Source organism: Cytobacillus sp. Bac17 (genome assembly GCF_024519925.1).
GTDB classification, from domain to species: Bacteria; Bacillota; Bacilli; order Bacillales; family Cytobacillaceae; genus Cytobacillus; species Cytobacillus pseudoceanisediminis.
Genome location: NZ_JALJRC010000046.1, coordinates 1 through 22117, shown reverse-complemented (window position 1 = coordinate 22117; position 22117 = coordinate 1). Strand labels below are relative to the sequence as shown.

General features: G+C 38.5%; 30 protein-coding genes. 27 read left to right on the top strand and 3 right to left on the bottom strand.

What is annotated here, in order from left to right; all coding sequences use genetic code 11:
• Nucleotide 1 precedes the first annotated feature (1 nt).
• The 22 genes from NR125_RS27175 to NR125_RS30245 all read left to right on the top strand — a co-directional run bounded on the left by NR125_RS27175 (nt 2) and on the right by NR125_RS30245 (nt 17848).
• Entirely contained in the window at nt 2–1504 is a 1503-nt protein-coding gene (locus NR125_RS27175; RefSeq protein ID WP_256816538.1) for a phage portal protein, read from the top strand.
• Nucleotides 1504–2604, top strand: a complete 1101-nt coding sequence (locus NR125_RS27170) for a phage minor capsid protein (protein WP_256816537.1) — start codon at nt 1504–1506, stop codon at nt 2602–2604. Before NR125_RS27175 ends, NR125_RS27170 begins: the two co-directional genes overlap by 1 nt.
• A 102-nt stretch (nt 2605–2706) precedes the next feature.
• Nucleotides 2707–3297, top strand: a complete 591-nt coding sequence (locus NR125_RS27165) for a phage scaffolding protein (protein WP_256816536.1) — start codon at nt 2707–2709, stop codon at nt 3295–3297.
• 6 nt (nt 3298–3303) lie between these two features.
• Nucleotides 3304–4284 carry a major capsid protein gene (locus NR125_RS27160; RefSeq protein WP_256816535.1) on the top strand — a complete coding sequence of 327 codons (981 nt, stop codon included), beginning with the start codon at nt 3304–3306 and terminating at the stop codon, nt 4282–4284.
• A gap of 17 nt (nt 4285–4301) precedes the next feature.
• Nucleotides 4302–4508: a hypothetical protein gene (locus NR125_RS27155; protein ID WP_256816534.1), complete on the top strand. Its 207-nt coding sequence runs from the start codon at nt 4302–4304 to the stop codon at nt 4506–4508.
• A 2-nt stretch (nt 4509–4510) separates the two neighbouring features.
• A complete protein-coding gene (locus NR125_RS27150; protein ID WP_256816533.1) occupies nt 4511–4885 on the top strand; it encodes a head-tail connector protein in 375 nt (124 codons plus the stop codon).
• Nucleotides 4879–5217: a putative minor capsid protein gene (locus NR125_RS27145; protein WP_256816532.1), complete on the top strand. Its 339-nt coding sequence runs from the start codon at nt 4879–4881 to the stop codon at nt 5215–5217. Before NR125_RS27150 ends, NR125_RS27145 begins: the two co-directional genes overlap by 7 nt.
• Entirely contained in the window at nt 5214–5564 is a 351-nt protein-coding gene (locus tag NR125_RS27140; RefSeq protein ID WP_256816531.1) for a minor capsid protein, read from the top strand. The genes NR125_RS27145 and NR125_RS27140 overlap by 4 nt, the downstream gene beginning before the upstream one ends.
• Before the next feature lie 20 nt (nt 5565–5584).
• The gene (locus NR125_RS27135; RefSeq protein ID WP_256816529.1) at nt 5585–5983 is read left to right on the top strand and encodes a minor capsid protein; all 399 of its coding nucleotides are present in this window, start codon (nt 5585–5587) and stop codon (nt 5981–5983) included.
• Between the two features lie 14 nt (nt 5984–5997).
• Nucleotides 5998–6444: a phage tail tube protein gene (locus NR125_RS27130; protein ID WP_251175725.1), complete on the top strand. Its 447-nt coding sequence runs from the start codon at nt 5998–6000 to the stop codon at nt 6442–6444.
• A gap of 33 nt (nt 6445–6477) precedes the next feature.
• Nucleotides 6478–6861 (top strand): hypothetical protein, encoded by a 384-nt coding sequence (locus NR125_RS27125; RefSeq protein WP_256816528.1) that lies wholly within the window; start codon nt 6478–6480, stop codon nt 6859–6861.
• A 5-nt stretch (nt 6862–6866) separates the two neighbouring features.
• Nucleotides 6867–7469: a Gp15 family bacteriophage protein gene (locus NR125_RS27120; protein WP_256816527.1), complete on the top strand. Its 603-nt coding sequence runs from the start codon at nt 6867–6869 to the stop codon at nt 7467–7469.
• A gap of 4 nt (nt 7470–7473) precedes the next feature.
• Nucleotides 7474–9813 carry a phage tail tape measure protein gene (locus NR125_RS27115; protein WP_256816526.1) on the top strand — a complete coding sequence of 780 codons (2340 nt, stop codon included), beginning with the start codon at nt 7474–7476 and terminating at the stop codon, nt 9811–9813.
• Nucleotides 9810–10556 (top strand): distal tail protein Dit, encoded by a 747-nt coding sequence (locus NR125_RS27110; RefSeq protein ID WP_256816525.1) that lies wholly within the window; start codon nt 9810–9812, stop codon nt 10554–10556. Before NR125_RS27115 ends, NR125_RS27110 begins: the two co-directional genes overlap by 4 nt.
• A complete protein-coding gene (locus NR125_RS27105; RefSeq protein ID WP_256816524.1) occupies nt 10557–14099 on the top strand; it encodes a phage tail spike protein in 3543 nt (1180 codons plus the stop codon).
• Nucleotides 14096–14299, top strand: a complete 204-nt coding sequence (locus NR125_RS27100) for a hypothetical protein (RefSeq protein ID WP_256816523.1) — start codon at nt 14096–14098, stop codon at nt 14297–14299. Before NR125_RS27105 ends, NR125_RS27100 begins: the two co-directional genes overlap by 4 nt.
• A gap of 36 nt (nt 14300–14335) precedes the next feature.
• Nucleotides 14336–14614, top strand: a complete 279-nt coding sequence (locus NR125_RS27095) for a hemolysin XhlA family protein (protein WP_256816522.1) — start codon at nt 14336–14338, stop codon at nt 14612–14614.
• A 1-nt stretch (nt 14615) separates the two neighbouring features.
• Nucleotides 14616–14882: a phage holin gene (locus NR125_RS27090; RefSeq protein WP_256816521.1), complete on the top strand. Its 267-nt coding sequence runs from the start codon at nt 14616–14618 to the stop codon at nt 14880–14882.
• A gap of 118 nt (nt 14883–15000) precedes the next feature.
• Nucleotides 15001–15690 (top strand): N-acetylmuramoyl-L-alanine amidase, encoded by a 690-nt coding sequence (locus tag NR125_RS27085; RefSeq protein ID WP_256816520.1) that lies wholly within the window; start codon nt 15001–15003, stop codon nt 15688–15690.
• 122 nt (nt 15691–15812) lie between these two features.
• Nucleotides 15813–16535 carry a hypothetical protein gene (locus tag NR125_RS27080; RefSeq protein ID WP_256816519.1) on the top strand — a complete coding sequence of 241 codons (723 nt, stop codon included), beginning with the start codon at nt 15813–15815 and terminating at the stop codon, nt 16533–16535.
• A gap of 27 nt (nt 16536–16562) precedes the next feature.
• The gene (locus NR125_RS27075) at nt 16563–17441 is read left to right on the top strand and encodes a ComEC/Rec2 family competence protein (RefSeq protein WP_256816517.1); all 879 of its coding nucleotides are present in this window, start codon (nt 16563–16565) and stop codon (nt 17439–17441) included.
• Nucleotides 17442–17674: 233 nt separating this feature from the next.
• Nucleotides 17675–17848 carry a DUF8096 family protein gene (locus NR125_RS30245; RefSeq protein WP_483863893.1) on the top strand — a complete coding sequence of 58 codons (174 nt, stop codon included), beginning with the start codon at nt 17675–17677 and terminating at the stop codon, nt 17846–17848.
• A gap of 20 nt (nt 17849–17868) precedes the next feature.
• Here NR125_RS30245 and NR125_RS27070 read toward each other — a convergent pair whose 3' ends face one another.
• A complete protein-coding gene (locus NR125_RS27070; protein WP_256816516.1) occupies nt 17869–18132 on the bottom strand; it encodes a hypothetical protein in 264 nt (87 codons plus the stop codon).
• Nucleotides 18133–18559: 427 nt separating this feature from the next.
• Here NR125_RS27070 and NR125_RS27065 point away from each other — a divergent pair, with 427 nt between their 5' ends.
• Nucleotides 18560–18772, top strand: a complete 213-nt coding sequence (locus tag NR125_RS27065) for a hypothetical protein (RefSeq protein ID WP_256816514.1) — start codon at nt 18560–18562, stop codon at nt 18770–18772.
• A gap of 327 nt (nt 18773–19099) precedes the next feature.
• Here NR125_RS27065 and NR125_RS27060 read toward each other — a convergent pair whose 3' ends face one another.
• Together NR125_RS27060 and NR125_RS27055 are read right to left on the bottom strand one after the other, a co-directional pair.
• Nucleotides 19100–19399 carry a spore coat protein gene (locus NR125_RS27060; RefSeq protein WP_256816513.1) on the bottom strand — a complete coding sequence of 100 codons (300 nt, stop codon included), beginning with the start codon at nt 19397–19399 and terminating at the stop codon, nt 19100–19102.
• On the bottom strand, nt 19392–19604 hold the full coding sequence (locus NR125_RS27055; protein WP_009330592.1) for a hypothetical protein: 213 nt from the start codon (nt 19602–19604) through the stop codon (nt 19392–19394). The genes NR125_RS27060 and NR125_RS27055 overlap by 8 nt, the downstream gene beginning before the upstream one ends.
• A 144-nt stretch (nt 19605–19748) precedes the next feature.
• On the opposite strand from NR125_RS27055, the gene NR125_RS27050 reads away from it, so the two are divergent.
• From NR125_RS27050 to NR125_RS27035, 4 genes are read left to right on the top strand one after another with little or no spacing between them, the layout of a single operon-like run.
• Nucleotides 19749–19964 (top strand): spore coat protein, encoded by a 216-nt coding sequence (locus NR125_RS27050; RefSeq protein ID WP_256816512.1) that lies wholly within the window; start codon nt 19749–19751, stop codon nt 19962–19964.
• Nucleotides 19965–19974: 10 nt separating this feature from the next.
• Nucleotides 19975–20337 (top strand): spore coat protein, encoded by a 363-nt coding sequence (locus tag NR125_RS27045; protein WP_009330590.1) that lies wholly within the window; start codon nt 19975–19977, stop codon nt 20335–20337.
• Nucleotides 20338–20353: 16 nt separating this feature from the next.
• On the top strand, nt 20354–21490 hold the full coding sequence (locus tag NR125_RS27040) for a zinc-dependent alcohol dehydrogenase (RefSeq protein WP_256816511.1): 1137 nt from the start codon (nt 20354–20356) through the stop codon (nt 21488–21490).
• Nucleotides 21491–21547: 57 nt separating this feature from the next.
• Nucleotides 21548–21694 carry a hypothetical protein gene (locus NR125_RS27035; protein ID WP_256816510.1) on the top strand — a complete coding sequence of 49 codons (147 nt, stop codon included), beginning with the start codon at nt 21548–21550 and terminating at the stop codon, nt 21692–21694.
• The last annotated feature ends 423 nt before the right edge of the window (nt 21695–22117 follow it).

The following is a 22117-nucleotide window of genomic DNA, read 5'->3' as shown; positions in this document are numbered from 1 at the left end:
AATGTTTAAAAACATGCTGGCCCGCATAAGGCAGGTGATGTACAGAATGGGATTGATTAAAGGCATTAAGAAGCTGGCTGACCACAAGGACATCCAGATTAATGAGGATTTCTACAAAGATATTGGGAATTGGAAAGCTCTCTATAAAGGGTATTTTAGCGAATGGCATGATATCAGATATACAACGATTGCTGGGCCGAAAAAACGCCGTATGGCTTCCTTGAACATGCCAAAGGTGGTTTCTCAGGAGCTAGCGACATTAATCTTTAATGAGCGCTGCGAGATAAATATTTCTGACAAGACATTGTCTGAGAAGATCCATGATGTCTTTAAGAATAATAACTTCGTTAAGAAATTCCAGGATTACTTAGAATACCAGTTTGCTATGGGTGGCATGGTAATCAAGCCTTATGTAGAGGATGAGAAATTAAAGCTCTCCTATGTAACAGCTGATTGTTTTATCCCGATTAGCTGGGACCATAACACCATTCGAGAGGCTGTTTTCATAAATGTATTCTCTAAGAAAGGAAAGAAATACACTCACCTGGAATGGCACCTGTGGGATGGGGAGACATACCTAATCCGAAATGAAGTCTACGAAAATAATACAGGCGAGGAGTTAGGAGTAAAAGTTCCACTGAAGCAATTTTTCCCCAATCTGGAAGAGGAAATTAGGATATCCAATTACAAGCGACCGGGTTTTGTCTACTTTAAGCCAAACATAGCCAATAACTTAGATACTGCAAGCCCATTAGGAATATCTATTTTCGCCAATGCGCTTGATACGCTACATTCCTTGGATATCGCTTTTGACTCTTATCAGCGGGAGTTCAAGCTTGGGAAAAAACGAATATTAGTACCGGATACAGCTATTCAAACCGTAATTGATCCCCAAACGGGTCAAATGCACCGATTTTTTGATGCCGAAGATGAAGTTTACCAGGCAATGGCTCTTGGCGATATGGATGCCAATAAAATAGCAGACATTTCAGCAACACTTCGGGTCGAGGAACATATTTCAGCGATCAATTCCTTGCTTAATGTCTTGGCGATGCAAATAGGCTTCTCTTCCGGTGCTTTCACTTTCGATGGCCAGGGAGTCAAGACAGCAACAGAGGTTGTTTCGGAAAACTCTAAGACCTTCCGGACCAAACAAAGTCATGAAAACCTCATTGAAGCGGGTATTCAGGAACTAGTGGAATGTATCATTCAGGTCGCTGAGCTATATCAGTTATTTTCTCGGCCAGAAGGAGAATATGAAGTTACAGTTGCTTTTGATGACTCTATAGCAGAAGACCAGAACGCAGAGATTGCAAAGCAGGTTCAGTTGGTTACCAATCAGCTTACTTCTAAGAAAAAGGCGATTATGAAGATTCATGGCTTTTCAGAAGAAGAAGCTGAGCAGTTGCTGAAGGAAATTGCAGAAGAAAATGTAACAGCAACGGCTGAAGCAATTGATTTCTTTGGAATTAACAATTATAGACAAGACCAGGGTGAGACCTAATGGAACCACTCAGGCAACAGCAATTAACCACTTCTGTTGTTGAAGTCTTTCTATCCATTGAGGAAGAAATCCTTTTAAACATTGCCAAGATCCTGGAACAAGGAAAAAGCCTGCTGGAAGAAGATTTGGAAAGGTGGCAAACCGAGAAGCTTGGACAATTAGGAAAATTAACACAGCAAAATATTATAACCATATCAAAATACGCGGAACTTTCGATAGAAACTGTAACAGCTATGCTTGAGGAAGCTGGATATGAGGCTGTCACTGATTCAGAAATGGAACTAATTGAAGCTGTTGCTCAAGGAATCTTGCTACAACCACCCTTACCTAAAGAAAGCCCGGTTCTTGAAGCGGTCTTAGTGTCTTTTCAAAGGCAAGCTAGGGAAACTTTCAACCTGATCAATACAACCATGTTAGATCAGTCTCAGCGAATATATTTAAATATCCTGAATGAAACAACCGGAAAGGTCTTGGCAGGCACAAAAACACCAAGACAAGCGCTGGCAGAGACTGCTGCAAGATGGGCAGAACACGGGGTTCCTGCTCTTATTCGAAAAGATGGGGCCAAGATGTCAGCGGAAGCCTATGTTTCTATGGTTACAAGGTCGATGTCAAACAGTGTTGCCAATGAAATGCAATTTGCTCGAATGGATGAATATGGCGCCGATTTAGTTGAAGTCAGTTCCCATATGGGAGCAAGGCCTAAATGTGCAAAGTACCAGGGGAAGATATTTTCAAGGTCAGGGAGCAGTAATAAATATCCTCCACTTTCATCTACTAGTTATGGTGAACCCGATGGACTAAGGGGGATTAATTGCCGGCATGTTTTTTATCCCTATATTGAAGGTTTTTCAAAACGTGTCTATAAGCCTTACCCAGCAGCAGAGAACAGGAAGGTCTACGAGGAAAGCCAGAAACAGAGGCATTTAGAAAGGGTAATCAGGAAAGCTAAAAGACAATTAGCAGTTGCAGAAGTCATTGGTGAAATTGAAGCCATAGATGTTGCTAAAAAGAAAGTACGGCAGCGACAAGCTAACATGAGAGCCTTTATCGATGATACAGGCCGAACAAGGCGATATGAGCGAGAAAAGGCTTATTAATAATGTGCGTCTTTTTAAAGGTTAGACGCCATAAAGAAACGGAACCTTTTGCGTGAGGTGTGACACGTTAAAAAACATAAAAAAGGGAGAAGGGAAAAATAGATGGATTTAAAAGAATTGCTTGGAGAAGAACTTTATAAGCAAGTCATGGAAAAAGCGGGAGATAAAAAGATTGCTATTGTTTCTGATGGCAATTGGATCCCTAAAGAAAAATTTAATGAATTGAACGAAAACACCAAGGAACTGAAAAAGCAGTTGAAAGATCGTGATGCTCAACTAGCTGAACTTGGTGAAAAGGCAAAAGGTCATGAGGAATTAACGGCTAAGATTAATGAATTAACAGAAGAAAATAAGAAAGCTGCAGCTGAATATCAGCAAAAGCTTGATCAGCAGGCTTTTGACTTTGCTTTAAAATCTGCTTTAACTAGCGTCAAAGCTAAAAATCCTAAGGCGGTTGAGGCTCTACTAAATAAGGAATCTATCAAGTTGGATGGAGATAAGCTCCTGGGCTTGGAAGATCAGTTGAAAGCATTGCAGAAAAGCGATGCTTATTTATTTGAAACAGGGCAGCAGTCTAATAAACCCACATTTTCACAGGGGCAACACCAAACGACTCCAGGTGGTGAGCCTAGCACTCTTTTAGATGCACTAAATCAAAGTTTTCAACAACCAATAATTAAGATTAGGAGATGATTGTTCATGCCAATTACTTTAGAGCAAGCAAAGGTTGGAATGGCAGACCATATTGACCAACAGGTTATCGATGAATTTCGGCGCGCTTCCTTCCTTTTAGATCAGTTAACATTCGATAATGCTGTTTCACCTGGGACAGGTGGATCAACTTTAACATACGGTTACACTCGTTTGAAAACTCCTTCAACTGCTGGGTTCCGTGAGATTAACAGCGAATACACAGCAAATGAAGCAGACCGCGAGAACCAATATGTGAATCTTAAAATCTTTGGGGGAGCGTTTAAAATTGACCGTGTAATTCAAGATACAAGTGGTCAAATCAACGAAATGAACTTCCAAATGCAGCAAAAAATTAAAGGAGCTGCCAACCTGTTTCATTACACTGTTATTAATGGTGATTCAGCTGTGGATTCCAAAGCATTTGATGGGTTAGATAAGGCACTTACTGGTTCTAATACAGAATTAAACACTGATTCTGTTATTGATCTATCAGATGAAGCAGGATTAGAAAGTAAGAAGTTTGTTTTATTGGATGAAATCGATAATTTTCTAGCTGAACTAGATGGCCGGCCAACTATGCTTATGGGGAACAGCAAATTAATCACCAAAATCAAATCGGTGGCTCGTCGGGCTGGTTACGCTACTAAGACAGAGGATGGCTTTGGACGCACAGTAACAGGATATGATGGAATTCCACTAGTTGATCTTGAATATTTCTATGACGGTACTTCTACGGTTCCAGTTGTTCCGATCGTAAACCGTACGGTTGGTACTGAGCAAACAGGATTAACAGATCTTTATGCTGTTTCTCTTGGAATGGATGGATTCCATGGTGTTTCGCCTACGGGTAATAAGGTGATCCGTACTTTCTTGCCTGATTTCAACTCTCCAGGAGCAGTTAAGACAGGTGAAGTTGAAATGGTGGCTGCTGTTGCCCTTAAAGCTACCCGAAAAGCCGGTGTTCTTCGTAACATTAAAGTGCAATAAAGAAGGGAGCTTTTATTATGGCTAGAATTAAAAGCCCTAATCCTAATTACAACGGGAATAGCGCTTCCCTTTCATTTGTTAATGGAGATGCTGAAACCGAAAATAAATGGTTGATCGAGTGGTTTAAGGATAAAGGTTATACCGTAGAGGAATCTAAAGAGCCTAAAAAGAAGAACTCAGGGGTAACGAAAGCTAAAAAGCCTGAAGGTAAGAAGGATGAGTAGTCATGCCTTATATTGATCAGGCTTTTTATAATGATGTTTACAAAGGTACTCCGATGGATAATGAAACCTTTACAATGCTAGAAAAAAGGGCTTCAGATGTAATAGATGTGTTAACAAATTATCGCTTAGCCGGGGTAGACCTTTCACATGAGCCAGAACTAATTAGAACCAATATTAAAAAGGCGGTTGCAGCTCAAATTGAATATATGTATTCGGAAGGTGGGGAATTGTCAGTTCATGGCGGTTCCCCTTCTTCAGTTAGTATAGGGGGCTTTAGTTATACCGAAGGATCCGGTGTGAAAGTAGTTTCTGAAATGGCCCACAGCTATTTAAGGCTAACGGGATTGCTGTATAGGGGAGTTGGGGTGAGATGTTAAGAATCAGGCCAATTCCTCGGAATCTATTAATCCATGAAGCTACTTATGAACAGTTTGAAGAGAATGGGCGGTATGGTGAAACTTATTTGCCTGCGGTAACCCTAAAAAACATCAGGATCAACTTTGAAAAAAGCTTTAGCCGGTCAGGAGATACAGAAAGCAAAAGTGTTAAAGCCCTAATGTTCTTTGACAAAAAGAATTCAAGTTCTTCAGGCATATTCGAATTCAAGGAAAAATCAAAAGTGACTTTCGGGGGCGTAACAATGCAAGTTCAGCGGGTTAATCCTCTATATACCGACACCCTTCATCATTATGAGGTGGAGTTAATATGATCAGTTTCAGCGTGAATCTGGAATTGGGGAATATCCAACAACGGGTTGAAGTAGCGGTAGATGTTGGGCAGAAACAGCTGGATCAGGAAGTTTTGAAGGGTTCAAACTATTTCATTCCCAAAGATACCGGGGAACTTGAACGTTCAGGGGCTCGGGCTTCACAAATCGGAAAAGGGAAGATTATTTGGGATCAGCCATATGCCAGAAAGCTTTATTACAACCCACAATATAACTTTTCCAAAGATTCAAACCCAAATGCACAGGGCCTTTGGTTTGAAGCTGCAAAAGCCAGGTTCCTTAGTGATTGGGTGCGGATGACACAGCAAGCCATTGATCGGCACTTGTAAGAAAGGGGTGGATTCCCCCTATGCCTTCAGATTTTATTGATGACATGGCTAATCATATAGAATCAAAATTTACCTTGTTCGATTCCTTGACCGTTGATGTTCTCCCGGAAGATCTCAATGCAATCACAATCAGGAGAACGCCTTCTTCACCAATTGGGCGATATCTGGACAGTTCAAGGGAATGGGTGATTGCCTTTCAAATATTAGTGAAGCAGCAGAACCAGGTCCAAGCCATTGATACCATAAACGAATTAACCGTTTATCTAGATGAATTAGGGCCAAATGCAATTATTCCTGCTGATGGTTCCTATCAATTCATCAAGTCAGAGATTTACACAATGCCCTTGCTAGTCGAAAAAGACAGCCGGGGCAGTTTTATCTATTCAGCGCTATTTAACGCCATTATAACCAAGAATTAAAGGAGGGCATTTTGATGGCAGGCTTCACATTGAATTCAGCACATACGTTTGAAATTGAAACAAGCCAGACAACTGATGAAATGACACAAGTTTGGGCGCGTGTAGCCGCAGGAATCAACACGTTTGATCCACAATGGAATGAAGAAATTGACCAAACTCCATATTTAGATGGTGATGGATTCGGCTCATCTGATGTGACGGCAGCACAGCTGGTCATTGCTTTTGAGGGTCATAGGAAATATGGGGATGAAGCACAGGATTTTATTGCCGGACTGCAAACAGAACTGGGAGAGGGACGAAAAACCTTATTCCGTTGGACAGACCCAGAAGGGGATTCATACGAAGGTCCATGTACTGTAGCAAATATTGTAGGTGCGTCAGGTGCGGCCAATGAGAAAAGCACCTTTAGTTTTGAAATTCATTTCAATGGAAAGCCAACCTATACCCCAGCTGCACCATAATTATAAAAAACATTAGAAAAAGGGGGAAATGTTATGGCAATTAAAATTAATGTTCAAAAAGCATATGAAGAAGTCGAGATTGCAGACAAAGTTTATGTGATGGATCTCAATGATGAGAAATTGAGGGAATATGACAAGGTCTTTAGAAAGTTCCGTAAAGAATCCCTGAAAATGAGCGAAAGGGATTATTCCAAAATGACGGATAAGGAACAAAAAGCAGCGGAAAAAGAGAATTACGAAATTATGTTTAGCGTTGTGGAACTTCTTTTGGGTGAAGGATCCTTTGAAAAGGTCTATACAGATACCGGGAAATCATTGCTTGTTCTGGCTGATATAATCATGCAGCTGATGGAAGTAGTCGGAAAGAGAATGCAGGCCTTTAAAAAGAGAGAAAAAGCCTATTACACGGGAAAATAAAGCTTATGAAGCTTACGGAAAGATTTATAGATGAAACAGAATTTCAAGGCCAAATAATTAAGCTTAATCTTGCCTTTGATAATGTACTACGGGTTTCTGAACTCCTATCTGATGAAACGTTTGATGAAATAGAAAAGCTTGAAATTCTATTTGAAATGCTTGTGAAAAATGCCTATGAATTGGAACTCTCTATTTTCGAGATAAGCCAATTCATAGGCTTTCTTTTTGACGAAATTCTATTTCCTAAGAAACCTGAAAACGGTGGTAAAAGCTATTTTGATTTTGAACAAGATGCTGCCTTTATTTATGCTTCGTTCCTCCAAGATTACAAGATTGATCTTTTTGAAATGCAAGGCAAACTGCATTGGCAGAAGTTCTTGGCATTATTAGATAGCTTATCTGATGATACGAAATTTAAAGAAGTTGTGGCAATTAGAGCGCAGAAAATCCCTGCACCTACTAAATACAACCAGGAAGAACGGAACAGGATTATTGAATTGAAGCGGGTCTATAGGCTCAAAAATGAAAAACCTTCCCTTGAAGAAGCTGATGCAACTTTAACAGCGATAAGTAACGCGTTAAAGAAATCCTACAAAAAAGGTAGGTGAAAACATGGCTTCGAGTGATGGGCGTATTGTCATCAATACAGAAATAAACACAAATAACGTGGAATCAGGGCTTCAGCAGATTGAAAACCGGGTACAAGATGTAGCTGACAGAATGGGATCCATTGGGGAAAACATGACCAAGGCCGTAACGGTTCCTCTTACTGCACTGGGAGCTGCTGGGGTGGCCTCCGCAATGTCTGTTGGGGAAGCCCAAACGAAATTAAGAAATAGCCTGGGACTTACCAAAGGAGAAGCTGAAAAACTTACCCAAACAGCCAAAAGTATTTATACAGATGGATTCGGTGAAAGTTTAGGTGATGTGTCAAACGCTCTTATTCAAACCAGGCAGAACATTAAGGGCCTTGATGAAGAAGAACTTGCCAAAGTGACCAAATCAGCGATGGACCTTGCCCAAACTTTTGATGCTGACGTAAATGAGGTTACAAGGGCCGGGGGAAACCTGATGAAAGCTTTCGGAATAGATTCACAGGAAGCCTTTGATTTAATGGCCCACGGAGCGCAGAACGGCCTAAACTTCTCTAATGAAATGTTCGATAATCTCAGCGAATATGCACCTTTGTTTGGAGAAATGGGCTTTTCAGCATCTGAATACTTTCAGCTGTTAGAACAAGGCAGTAAAGCCGGGGTATATAACCTCGATTACATTAATGATGCTATGAAAGAATTCCAAATCAGTATTAAGGACGGATCTAAAAGCACCTCTGATGCTATGGGCCAAATGTCCAAAAGTACACAGAAGGTATGGAAGGATTTCCTAGCTGGTAAGGGTACGGTTAAAGACGTTCACAATGCAGTCATAGCGGAATTAAAAGGAATGGATGATCAGGTTAAAGCGAATGAAATCGGTGTTGGTCTATACGGGACCAAGTGGGAAGATCTTGAAGCTGATGCCATGTACGCTCTTGGAAATATTGATGGAGGGGTCAAAGGAGTCAAAGGTTCCATGGATGAAATGAACCGGGTAACAGAAGAATCCTTTGGAACCAAGTGGAAGCAATTCACAAGGGAAGCTTTGATTGCCCTGGAGCCTTTAGGTAAAGTTCTTTTAGACTTTGCCATGGCAGTTCTCCCGTATGTCTCTCAAGCAATCCAATTTGTTTCTGAAGCCTTTGCAAAAATGGATCCTGTTATGCAGGCAATAACTGTTGGAATCGGACTAATAGCGGCTGCAATAGGGCCGTTTTTAACCGTATTAGGGGCAATGATCGGCCCACTAACAACAGCCTGGCAATGGTTATCTAAAGTAAAGGCGATATTCCCATTAATCAGAGCTGCAATGATTGCACTCACAGGCCCGGTTGGTATCATTTCGGGAATCGTTGTAGCTTTAGCACTCTTAATCTATGAAAATTGGGATTCTATAAGTAAATGGACGACTGAAAAATGGGGCCAGGTAAAAAACTTCCTTTCTAACATGTGGAGTTTAACCAAGATTTTATTTGAGCAATCCCTAAAGTTCATATCTGATTTCATAGATAAAACTTGGAAAGCTTCCAAAACAGTTACAGAAAATATATGGAATGGTATAAAAACATTTTTCTCCAATACTTGGCAGGGCATGAAAAACGTTGCAAACAATGCAGCTGAGAATATAAGAAGCTATGTTTCTGGAAAATGGCAAGCGCTGAAAGACAAAACCAATGAAATTTACAATTCCATAAAAACCAAAATACAAAATACTTGGAATGATGCTATGGGAATTGTCCAAAACACAGCTGAAGCCATACGCAGAACTGCTGTTGATAAATTTGTCGCTTTAAGGCAAGGGGTTCAAGAAAAACTTTATGAAGTCAAACAGAAGATCATGGACATATGGAATCAGGCCCAAGGTTGGCTTGAAGGTGTTGATCTGGAATGGATAGGGCGAAACATCATAAGCGGTCTTATTCGTGGATTGTGGGGCATGTTTGGAAGTCTGATGGACACAGCCAGAAGCATTGCGAAAAGCATTGCAAGCAAGATCCAGAGTGCTTTAGATATTCATAGCCCTTCAAGGGTAGCTATTGAATTAGGCTCATTCTTTACGGAAGGTTTAGAGGATGGGCTTTTAGCTAGGGCCAAACAACTGATGAAGGCAGCAACCCAAGTAGGGGAAACTGTTGCAATCGGCACAAGGAAACCTTTGCAGGATGCTAGATTAGATATTTCAAAACAGAAAGTTCAATTTGCACAAACTGCTTCAGGTGCTGCTGCAGGTGTTGTTCAGAAAACCATTCAGCTTATTATGCCAAATGTACGGAATGAAAGTGATGCAAGAAGCATTTCTCAGAAACTTGCAAGCTTAGAAAACAGGTCTTTGCGTGTAGGGGGTGTTAATCCATGAGTTGGGGATTTTCCTTCAACGGAACTCATTCAACATCAAAAGGAATAAGGATTACAAATATACAAGGTCGTGACACACTCCCGGAGATCGAAAGCCGAACGGCTCAAGCGCCTTCTAAAAATGGGGTTCATTACTTTGGTTATCGGTTTATGGAGCGCAGAATAACGGTAGAAATAAACCTTTTCGGTACTTCTCTATTTGATTACAGAAATAAGATAAGGGATTTAGCCGTATGGCTGAATCCCAACAATGGACCACAAGAACTGATTTTCGATGATGAAACTGATAAGAAATATTATGCGGTTGTAACCGAAAATACAGATTTTGAAGGGATCTTTGCAAAGCAGGTGGCAGAAATTGAATTCCTTTGCCCGGATCCATTTGCTTATTCCATAACAGAAAGTTCTGCAACGAATTCAAACGACTTTGCAACAATAAATAATACAGGAACGGCAGAAGCATTTCCTATTATCACAGTCGATTTTTCGGCTACAGCTACTGAATTAAAGATTGAAAAGAATTCTAATGAATTTCTACGGATTGTGCGTAATTTTGTGGCTGGCGATGAAGTTGTGATTGATTGTCAAGTTGGCACAATTACTTATAACGGCACAACAAACTTAATTACTGCACTTGATATTAATTCAGATTTTTTCTCTTTGGATCCGGGAGATACAACTTTAACTGTTACGCCTGCTGGGGTTAGTACAGTAAGCCTTGTTTATGTAAGAAGGTGGCTATAAATGAACAAACTTTTTATACTGGAAGGTCAATCAGAAGGGCTTCTTGCTGTTTTGCAAAACGACAACAGCGGGAAATGCCCTTTTTTTGATGCCGTTCACACAGAACAATTAAATAAAGATCATACATTTGAGTTTTCAGTTCCCGCAGATCATGAAGCGGCTGCACATGTTAAAGAAAACAATCTTGTAGCATTCAAAGACGAAGATGGAGATTTTCAGTTATTCCAGATTTACAAAATCGAGGAAGAACATAATGGAACTGAAATCGTCACAAGGGCTAATGCGGAACATGCTTTCTTTGAAATGAATGACGACATAATAGAAGATTTGCGAACTGTTAATGGTACAGCAGACAGTGCCATGGATGATGCACTTTCAAATAGCCGGTTCAAAAAAGGAACCGTTGCGGATCTTGGCCTAAGAACAACAAATTTTTACTATGAATCTGCCATTTCTTCAATTCAGAAGATAATCAGTACATGGGGCGGGGAACTAAAGAAACGCATAAACTTTGACGGTTCAGCCATTACAGGGCGTTTTGTGGATCTCCTTGCAAGGCGGGGAGCTGATACTGGGAAGCGGTTTGAATTCACAAAAGATCTGGTTTCCATTAAAAGAACTGTTGATACTTCTAACCTGAAAACGGCACTTTATGGGCGGGGAAAAGGTGAGGAAACAGAAGCAGGAGGATATACAAGGCGCATTGACTTTGCGGATGTAGTTTGGAATGGTTCAGGCCTTGATCCTGTTGATAAGCCTTTAGGCCAAAAGTGGGTTGGGGATCCGGTAGCCCTTGAACGATTTGGGCGCATTGATCCAGACACAGGGAAGAAAATACACAGGATCGGAATCTTTGAAGATGGAGAAGAAACGGATTCAGAAGCTTTATTAGATAAAACATGGAATGCCCTTCAAGGCACAAATACACCAAGAATCACTTATGAAATGAACGTTCTGGATTTGGAACAAGTTGCCGGGCTTTCTCATGAAAAAGTTAGGCTTGGAGATACTGTTTTTGTTATTGATAAAGAATTCACTCCCAAATTAAGGGTTGAATCCAGAGTAATCGAAATCAAACGGGATTTAGTAAATCCTGAAAACACAGAAATCATCCTTGGAAATTTTCTTCCTTTGTTCACTGATCTTGCTTCAAGATTGAAAAACATAGAAAGCAAAGTAGATGGAAGAACCGGGGTTTGGGATGAATCTGTGGAAATCGGCCCTATTGATGATACCGATTTTGCTGATATTACACCCCAAAAACCAAATGTAACTGCTTCTGGAGCCTTTTCAAAAGTCATTATTGAATGGGATGCAGATTTAAGTAGCTATGTGAAAGAGTATGAAGTTTACGTTTCTACTGTTCCAAATTTCACTCCTGATATCTCTAACCTTGTAGCCAGGACGATGACAAGCGTATTTGTTTATGAAGGCGAGCCAAATCAGCAATATTACATCAGGGTTAGAGGGATGAACAGGGCGGGAACTGCCGGGCCGTTTTCTGATCAAAAAACTGCCACCACAGCAAGAATAGTTGCTGATGATATAACTCCCCAAGTGATAACAAATGAACTTATCGCATTGAATGCTAATATTGACGGTGCGAAAATGGCTGATGCTTCAATAGGAAGAGCCAAAATCGGCAGCGTGAATGCTGACGTTATCGATACAGGCATTTTAAACGCAGCAAGAATTGACGTTAGGGCGCAGCTTGGGGCCAACATTTCGACTGTTGAGGAAGGGATTTATGGTTATATGAAGCCGGTAACTCTTAACGGTGAAACGTGGTTCCAATGGAGCGTTTTAAATGATTGGGTTTATCTTATGGAAGAAGCGGATGCAGCCCATTATAACAGGCCAGTTCCTGAAGATGGGGATGAAATTGCCTTTGATTTCTTGCTATATGCACAAAACTCAGGCACAGCGCCTTCCTTGACTATGGGAATAATGGTTTACTTTGAAGATGGAACTTCATATATAGACACCTTCTTCCTGCATAGCATTGTGGCTGTTCCTGCCAATACAGTTACAAGGGTGCGGTTCTCAAGGGTTATTCCTCAAAATGCTTATTCAGGGAAAAAACCTACTTATTGGGGGTGCTATTTTTACAGCAATACATCAGCGACAAAACTTTATGTAAGAGATACAGACGTAAGAATAAGGATCCGGGGCAATCTCATTGTACAAGGTGACATTGAAGCAAAGAACCTTAAAGCCTGGGAAGGCCTGAACATTAATGATCAATTCATTGTAGATTCAAACGGAAATGTTAAATTTGCCGGAACGCTTGAAGCGGGAGTTTCCATTAATTCACCTACCATAAATGCCGGAACTATCTATGGTGGATCAATATACATGTATGGCCCAAGCGCTGTTTTTAACACTATGGATGATCCTGACAACCAAACTGAAAGAACAAACATTTATAACGGGGCGATTCACCAATACAAATATGTAACACCAGGAGATTATACGAAGGTTAAAACTACTATTCTAAGATCTGGCAGGCTTAATCTCGAAGTGGGCACAGGGTTAAGGGAAACTTTGAGAGAAGATCAAATTGCTTATGGTGTACCGGGCAGCCTATTGCCTTATGAATACAAGTATGAAACCGGGAACATGATTGTGGAATCTGGGCTTATAGCTGCTGATCTTGTTGGTCTTAAAAATTCTATGGATGGAGATATAACGGGATGGCCTTTGTATATTCATGCTGACAGGCTTGGAATCGGAACACATAAAGCGAATTCTTCAGATCCAGAACATACTGGGCTATTGCTTGACGTAAGGGAAGAACCTGCAACGACAAAGCGAACGCAATTAGCAACTCCAAGGGGAATTAATTTCAAAAGCCTTGCTTCATCAGGAACCTATGATTTTGATGGAAAAATGTATATACGTGGTGGATCCGATGCGCTTCAATTGTATGGCGATGATCAAAATCATGTTTATGTCGAATTTTTTAAAACAACTTCAACATCAAGAAGCGGTTGGTTTGGTTTCGGAAGCCTAAATAACAACAATCTAAACATTTCCAACGAAATTGGAAGGGTATTTATAAACACAAACGATGGCGGGGTTGCTGAGTTTATGGGTCTTGGCAGTCATGACGGAATGCGAATGGCGGGCGGGGCTGTTTTAAAATGGCTTTCATCTTCAAGTACTATTCAGGTAAGGAATAACTCTGATAGCGCATATGGAACTATGCAGGCCATTATTTCTGACGCTTCTGATAGACGATTAAAAAGAAACATCGTTCCCTATTTAGAATCAGCATTGGAAAAAGTACTTGCTACTCCTATTTACGCTTACAACATGATAGGTCATGAAGATTCTAAACTTTTTATGGGTATGATTGCAGATGAAGCACCTGAAGATATTGTTATAAAAGGTGACACACCTGATATGCCTGACGGAATCAATTTATATCAAATGTCCTCTATGCTTTGGAAAGCAGTTCAGGAACTGAACGAAAAACTGTCAAATGCATTTGCTGAGATTGAAGAATTAAATATGAAGCTAGAAAGGAATGGTATTCAATGAGCGAACAAAAACAAACAATTTCTATAGACCCTTATCTGCAAAGTGAACTTGGAAAACTAAAATACGAAAATATTATCTTGCAGGCCCAATTTGATAATGTGGTTTCTCAAAACAAAGAATTGCAGCAGAAAATCCAGGAACTTGAAAGTAAACTAGTTGAATCCAAGGAACTACATTCTCCAGACCCCCCAAAAAATTAAGGGTTTATTTTTTTGTCTTCAAAGGAGGGAGTTTAGGTGACTCAAGAGACAGTATCAGTGAACGTATATAATCAAGAAATTGCTGAACTGAAAGGTGATATTAAAGATATTGAGTTACGAGTTAACAAGTTGGAAAGAGTAACGGATCGGCATGATCAGCAGATTACTTCCATAAATGAAAAGCTCAGTAAAATTGATGAAAATACAACCTGGATCAAAAGAACAATTACAGGAGCCATTATTACAGCGATTTGCACCGGTATTATCGGGGGAGCAATTGCTATTTTTTATAACATTTTAAGAGGAGGACATTAGATTGATAAATTGGAAGGTTCGCTTTAAAAATCCTGTGTTTCTTGCACAATTATTTCTAGCCTTTTTTGCACCAATCTTAGGATACTATGGGTTAACAGCCCAGGACCTCACTACTTGGGGTTCTGTTTTTAATTTGCTAGTAGGAGCATTTTCTAATCCGTATGTTTTGCTGCTAATAATGGTGAGTGTGTGGAATGCCTTAAATGATCCTACAACAAAGGGAATAGAGGATAGCCAACAAGCTAAAAGCTATCAATGGCCAAAATAAGTTACCCTTCGGGGTGGCTTTTTTTATTTATTGAAAGGAGTGATTGCTATGTAAGAAGGAAGGGCAGCAGTACAAGCAGTTAATAGATTTGAGAATAAAATTATAGAGGTGATTAAATATGGTAAAAATTTTTATTGATCCAGGTCACGGCGGCACAGATCCAGGTGCGGTAGGAAATGGTCTTCAGGAAAAGAATTTAACACTTAAAATCGCCACATGTATAAAAGATATTTTAACCCTTGAATATGATAATGTTTCAATCAGAATGAGCCGAACTGGTGACCAAACCGTATCTTTATCAGAGCGCACGAATGCAGCCAATGCATGGGGAGCTGATTTCTTCTTGTCAGTTCATATTAATGCAGGGGGAGGTACAGGATATGAAGATTATGTTTATCCAGGAGTCGGGGCTCCAACTACCACCTATCAAAACAATATTCATTCTGAAGTAATTAAGCTGGTTGATTTTTATGATCGCGAAAAAAAACAAACAAATTTCCATGTTCTAAGGGAAACTAGCATGCCAGCACTTTTAACAGAAAACGGATTTATCGATAATGCCAATGATGCAGCGAAGTTAAAATCAAGCACCTTTATTGAGAATCTTGTTCGTGGTCATGTCAATGGAATTGTGAAAAGCTTTAATCTTCCAAAGAAAAATTCAGCAGTTTATCATACTGTTGTGTCTGGGGATACTGTTTATTCACTAAGCAGGACTTATGGAAGCACCGTGCAGCAAATCAAAGATTGGAACAACCTTGATGACAATTACACTATTTATGTTGGACAAGTACTGAGAGTAAAATAATAAGTATTGAGTAAAGACCCTCTCGATGGAGAAGGGTCTTTTTTTTTGCAAACTATTGAACTATCATATTATTTAGAATAATATTGTAATACTGTTAAAATTTTACGAGGGGATGGTAATAATTGGATGTTTTGAGGGACTTTTTTAACCCGTATGAAAGAAATGCAAGATTGTATCCAGCTTTAATAACTCTTCTGCCTACTTTTGTATCACTGTATTGTTTTTTTGAAGAATTAAGAGACATTTTAACCACAGTTATAGGATCAATCTTTTTTGTGGCTGTTTCATATCTTATTAGCAAAGTATCTAGGGAGTTAGGAAAAAAAAAGCAAGATACTTTAATAATAGAATGGGATGGAATGCCCAGCACTAGGTTCCTTAGACACTCGGATTCAACAATAGATCCATTAACTAAACAGAGATATCATACCTTTTTAGAGAAGAGCATTGCGAATTTTCGTTGTCCAACACTAGAAGAGGAAACGAACGATAAAGAAAATACAGATAAAGTGTATGATTCTGCTATTAAATGGCTTTTAACAAAAACTAGAGACACCCAAAAATATTCTCTGCTATTTAGGGAAAATATCAGCTATGGTTTTACTAGAAATTTCTTGGCACTTAAGCCATGGGGCTTGGTAATTAACTTTATAATTTTATTTGGCTCAATTGGGTTGATTTATAAAAGATATCAGTTTGATTTCAATAAAGTGTTACCAATTGAATGGGTATCAATTTTAATTTCAATAGTAATTATTATCTTGCAGTTATTAATAACAAAAGAAACAGTTCATTCTAAAGCAAAAGCCTATGCTAGAACTTTATTAGAAGTTTGCGATGAGTAATTAATCCGCCAAGAAGGAGAATTTTAAATGACAATAATTAAATCTTTTGCAGTTGGGAATGGGGATACTTTTTATATTGATCATTACAGCGATAATTTTACAATTATTGACTGTTATCTTTATGAAGACGACAGAGATAGGATTGTAGATGAAATAAAGAAATTATCGAAAAATAAAGGTATTATTCGTTTTATTTCTACTCATCCTGATGAAGACCACTTTTTTGGACTGGAATATCTAGATCAAAAGCTAGGAATAAGTAACTTTTATTGTGTGAAGAATGAAGCTACAAAAGCTGAAGTAACTACTGATTTTGAAAAGTATTGTGAACTAAGGGATTCTGATAAGGCCTTTCATATTGAAAAGGGTGTATCAAGGAAATGGATGAATATGTCAGATTCAGAAAGAGGTAGTTCCGGTATTAACATACTTTGGCCTGATCCGAATAATGAAGAGTTCAAAAATCAACTAGCAAAAGCCAAAAATGGTGAAAGCCCAAATAATATTTCAGCAATAATCAAATATAGTCTTCAGGATGGTGTAGATGCACTATGGATGGGTGACTTGGAAACTGATTTTATGGAAAAAATTAAAGATGAAGTCAACTGGTCTCAGGTTGATATCTTATTTGCACCTCATCATGGAAGAAAAAGTGGACAAGTACCAAAAGAAATTCTTGAATTATTAAATCCTAAAATGATAGTAATTGGTGAGGCACCATCTGAACATATTCATTACTATACGGATTACAATACAATCACTCAAAATTTGGCAGGAGATATTACATTCGATTGTCTTACAAAAAAAATTAGGGTTTATGTATCAAATGAGGGGTATAACCTTCCCTATTTAGAAAAAGAAGATAACATTACAGATGAAAATTATGTTGGAACTATAAATTTATAGTTAGAGGCTTTTACTACATTATTCTTTATATTTTATCCTGCTTTTAGGAATAAAAGTCCTTCATAAGATTGCGAGGGGCTTTTAAAGTTATTTTGATGTTAGATTTTCAATTAAAATATCGTTAAAATCCGCAAGCTTAGATGAGTTCTATCCGTGGCTGAGTCGATTACTAACATTATGAAGGCTATTCTTTCCTTGTCCCATTTGATATTTTAAACTTCTGAGGTGACTACATGGAATACGATTACGACAATATTGATCTGGGTAAAATCTACATTTATAATGAATTTCCTGATAAACAAGCTGGACGTTGCGACAACTGCGGTAATTCTCATTTTAAGTCAAAAGTTGGAAATGGTGAATTCCTAAGAGAGTGCAGTAATTGTGGATTGAAGAAGTCAATTTAATTATTGACTTTTTTGTTTGCTTAAAAAGGTAAATCATCCATCACAACCGGCTCAATCCTTCTTACATCCTCAGTAATATCATTCTCCTCGTTCCAGATAACCATCTCAATAATCATATCCCTGCAGCCAGATTCCCTCCATTGTTGCTGGATCCATTTATATGCGACTACTGCAGCTGCAAAGTTTGGATCATCCTTAAAATCTCGGTCTCGAACAAAAAACTCTCCTCGGCTTAATCCTCTAATGCCTTCAATATTGAGCATTGTTTCAATTACTACCCTCATTTAGTGACTTCCTTTTTAATTTAATTATATACAAACAAATGTTCTGTATTCAATAGATGTAAACCATGGAGGTATTATTCAACAAAAGGGGCACTTTAGCGACGAAGAAATTTCTTTTTTTACCTCTATATTAATTCAATATTAAAACCCTCGAAAAAAGATAACTATTTTCGAATATTATCATTGTATTAAAGTCAATAGAGGTGACTAAAATTAAACTTGATACATTTGGAGTATTACTAATAATTGCAGGATTTTGGTTAGGTATAAATAAAATTTTCATTGATACAACAGGTGGATATCTTAATAAAGCAACAGGAGTGTTATCGTTAGTTATATCAATATTGCTCTTAATTTCATCTGTATTAAAATTGTTAAAGAATAGGACATAGACAATTTAATAAAAAGGATTAAGGGGAAGTTTAATTTGAAAGAATTTAACGTGAGTTATACACTTGACGCTGATATAAAGTTTGAGAAAATAAAAAAAGAGACTAGTTTTAGAAAAGAGGATGTTTTAAAAGAGTTGTTCAAAAAAGTTGAACGATATAAGTATTTTATTATAAAGAGTGAAAATAAAAATCATATTATCCGGACTTCAAAAATACGTTATATACGTATTCTCGATAAGAATGAATGAGAATTAGTTGTTTATTCAAGAGTGAAACGGTCAAAAGTATCAACAGTTATCTATGATCCTTAAAGAATTTACCGGTGCTTATGTTCATGATCAGCTGCCATCCCAGGCGGCTTTTTTTGTTCAACAAAAGGGGCAGGTTTGTGGAATTAGGCTAAGTTAATTTGAATTTTACGTAATGATTACGGTGTGAAAGGTAACAGTGACAGGCCACTTTTCTTCTTCAACTGACGGGCAGGTTGAAGATGATCTACCTGTGTAATATATTGAAGGAAAAAATCAGCTGTTTAATAGCAGCTGATTTTTTTACATAAAACATATATACTGCCCCTATTGATCTTTAAGGTTTAAAGCGGTATGTGCATCCTGCAGTCTCACATTTAGTTGGTCACCTAAATGATTAGGGTGATAATATCCATTAGCAGTCATAAAATCTGTTATCTTGGCATGTGTATCCACTGCATTTCTTAATTGATCGCGAAGAGCTGATTTCAGTTCAGGTGTAGCTGTTTCCGTAATAGCAAATGCGAGATTTCTGACGGCAGATTTAGATGAAATCAGAAAATCTGAGGCGATTGCCCGTTCTGTTAATCCTCCCATTCCAGCCATATTTTGCAGGAGATTAGTCATTGTGAGTCTCCTCCCTGTTTGTAATAAAGGTCTGAAGTTGCTTCAGGCCTTGACTCCCTGATTCTAAATCACCAGAAAGAATCGTTTTAAGATCTCCATCAGGAAGCAATTTGCTCATAGTTACAGCTTTTGTTAAACATACTGTTTTAAATGCAATTAACTCAAGTGTCTCCAGAGTTTCATGAAGTCCTAAATATTTTGTCAAGAGTATCTCTCCAATCTTTAAAAACTTCTCTTATCTTGCTTCAGACAGGAGATTCACATTCCACCAAAAATATTCCATAACCAGTAATATTCCATTGAATAATATTCACATATTAAAGGGATTTTAATTTCAGGAGGTGAAGTCATGGAGAAGAAAAGCTTGGCTTACCATGAAACAATGGAAACACATGAGGTATTAAACCTGAACACTGTTAGCTTATTGAAATCAAAGCTAATGCAGGGCCTTTGTTTCGATAATGATTTAAAAGCACTGATGGAAAAAAATGTTCAACAGTCAATTGCAGCGATAAATGAACTTAAAGAATTTTATAAAGGGGCAAGAACCAATTATAGAGAATGAGGTGAAAAAAATGGAAATGGATTATTTGGATCCCCAAGGGGCTGAACATATGCCAGAAATGGCAGATTCGGGAATTGCCTTGGAGTTTCTTCTTTCAGTTAAAACGGGCATTCATACATATGCCATTGCGTTAACTGAAACATCGAGCCCGGAGTTAAGAGAGGCATTATACAGGCAAATGGAACTATCTATTGATTTACACACCGAGATATCTGAATTGATGATAAGCAAGGGCTGGTTATATCCGAAAGATGTTGGCAAGCAAGTTGAGTTGGATCTTAAATCTGCCGACAATGCTTTAATGATTGCCGGGATGAACTTATTCCCGAATGATACGGATAGACTTGGAATGTTCGCAACGCCTAATAAATAAGGGAGGTTAGAGAAAAATGAAAGCTGTCACGTATCAGGGGAGTAAAAATGTCCAAGTTAAAGAAGTAAAAGACCCAAAAATTAAAAATGGCGATGATATCATTGTAAAAGTAACATCTTCTGCTATATGCGGATCCGATTTGCACTTGATTCATCAAATGATTCCCAATATGCCAACTGATTACGTAATAGGCCACGAACCGATGGGGGTAGTCGAAGAAGTAGGGCCGGAAGTAACAAAATTGAAAAAAGGGGATCGGGTAATTATTCCCTTTAATGTAAGCTGCGGGCATTGCTGGTACTGTAACCATGACTTAACCAGCCAATGTGATAATTCAAACCCTCATGGTGAAATGGGCGGTTTCTTTGGATATTCAGAAACAACCGGTGGATTTGCTGGCGGGCAAGCTGAATATATGCGTGTTCCATATGGAAACTTTACTCCATTCAAATTACCGGAGAACTGCGAAGTAGAAGATGAAAAGTTAGTGTTACTTGCAGATGCAGCCTCAACAGCTTATTGGAGTGTAGATCACTCTGGTGTCAAAGCTGGTGATACTGTCATCGTTTTAGGATGTGGTCCAGTAGGTCTCCTTGCTCAAAAATTTGCCTGGTTTAAAGGCGCTGAGCGTGTTATTGCGGTCGATTACCTCAATTACCGGCTTGAGCATGCGAAACGGACCAATAAAGTGGAGACTGTAAATTTTGAAGAACATGAAAACGTTGGCGAATATTTAAGAGAGATAACACAAGGTGGAGCAGATATAGTTATTGATTGTTCAGGTATGAGCGGCAAAATGACGCCTCTTGAATATCTTGCATCCGGAATGAAGCTTCATGGCGGTGCAATGGGAGGGCTTGTCATTGCGTCACAGGCTGTACGCAAAGCTGGGACCATTCAAATTACCGGTGTTTATGGGGGACGTTATAATGGATTCCCTTTAGGAGACATTTTCCAAAGAAATGTTGACATTAAAACAGGGCAGGCCCCAGTTATTCCATATATGCCTTTTCTTTACAATCTTATATCTGAAGGAAAGGTTGATATTGGTGATGTAATTACACATGTTCTTCCATTAGACCAGGCAAAGCATGGATACGAAGTCTTTGACACAAGGACCGATAATTGTATAAAAGTCATTCTAAAACCTTAAATTAAATAAATCCAAGATGAATTCCTATATATTCTTTTAGAAATGGAGGTGGTTATTTTGAATAACAAGGACTCAATAATGGGGATAGCAGTTTTTGGCATACTATTAACAACTATATATACCGCAATACTTGCATCACAACTTATGGCCACAAAACATAAGGTTGATTACCTTTATTTCAAAAATAAATTAACAGAAAAATAAAACAATCATTTAAGACGGTAATCATCCATCGTCTTTTTGTTGGATCAATGATTTCTTAATTACCGATAATCATTATGGTTATAAGTATTGTTGAAAATCCATGATTTCTTGAAGGACAGCAGAGATGTATGTAAAGTCACCATAAGTAAACTTTGTGAAGCATTGCACTTAAACTATAGGGTGCTTGAGTTGAATAAGAAATCAAAAGAGCACAAGTAGTTGATGAACAACAAGTCGAAAAGCGGTATGAAAACACTAAAAAATCTTTTCCGACCCCAAACCGACCCCAAACTTAGAATTCTAAGATATTTGAATAAACAAATTGAATAAAATAAAAAGCGCGAAACCATTGATATACATGGGTTTCACGCTTTTCTTTTGTAGCGTCCCAGGCGAGATTCGAACTCACGACCTACAGCTTAG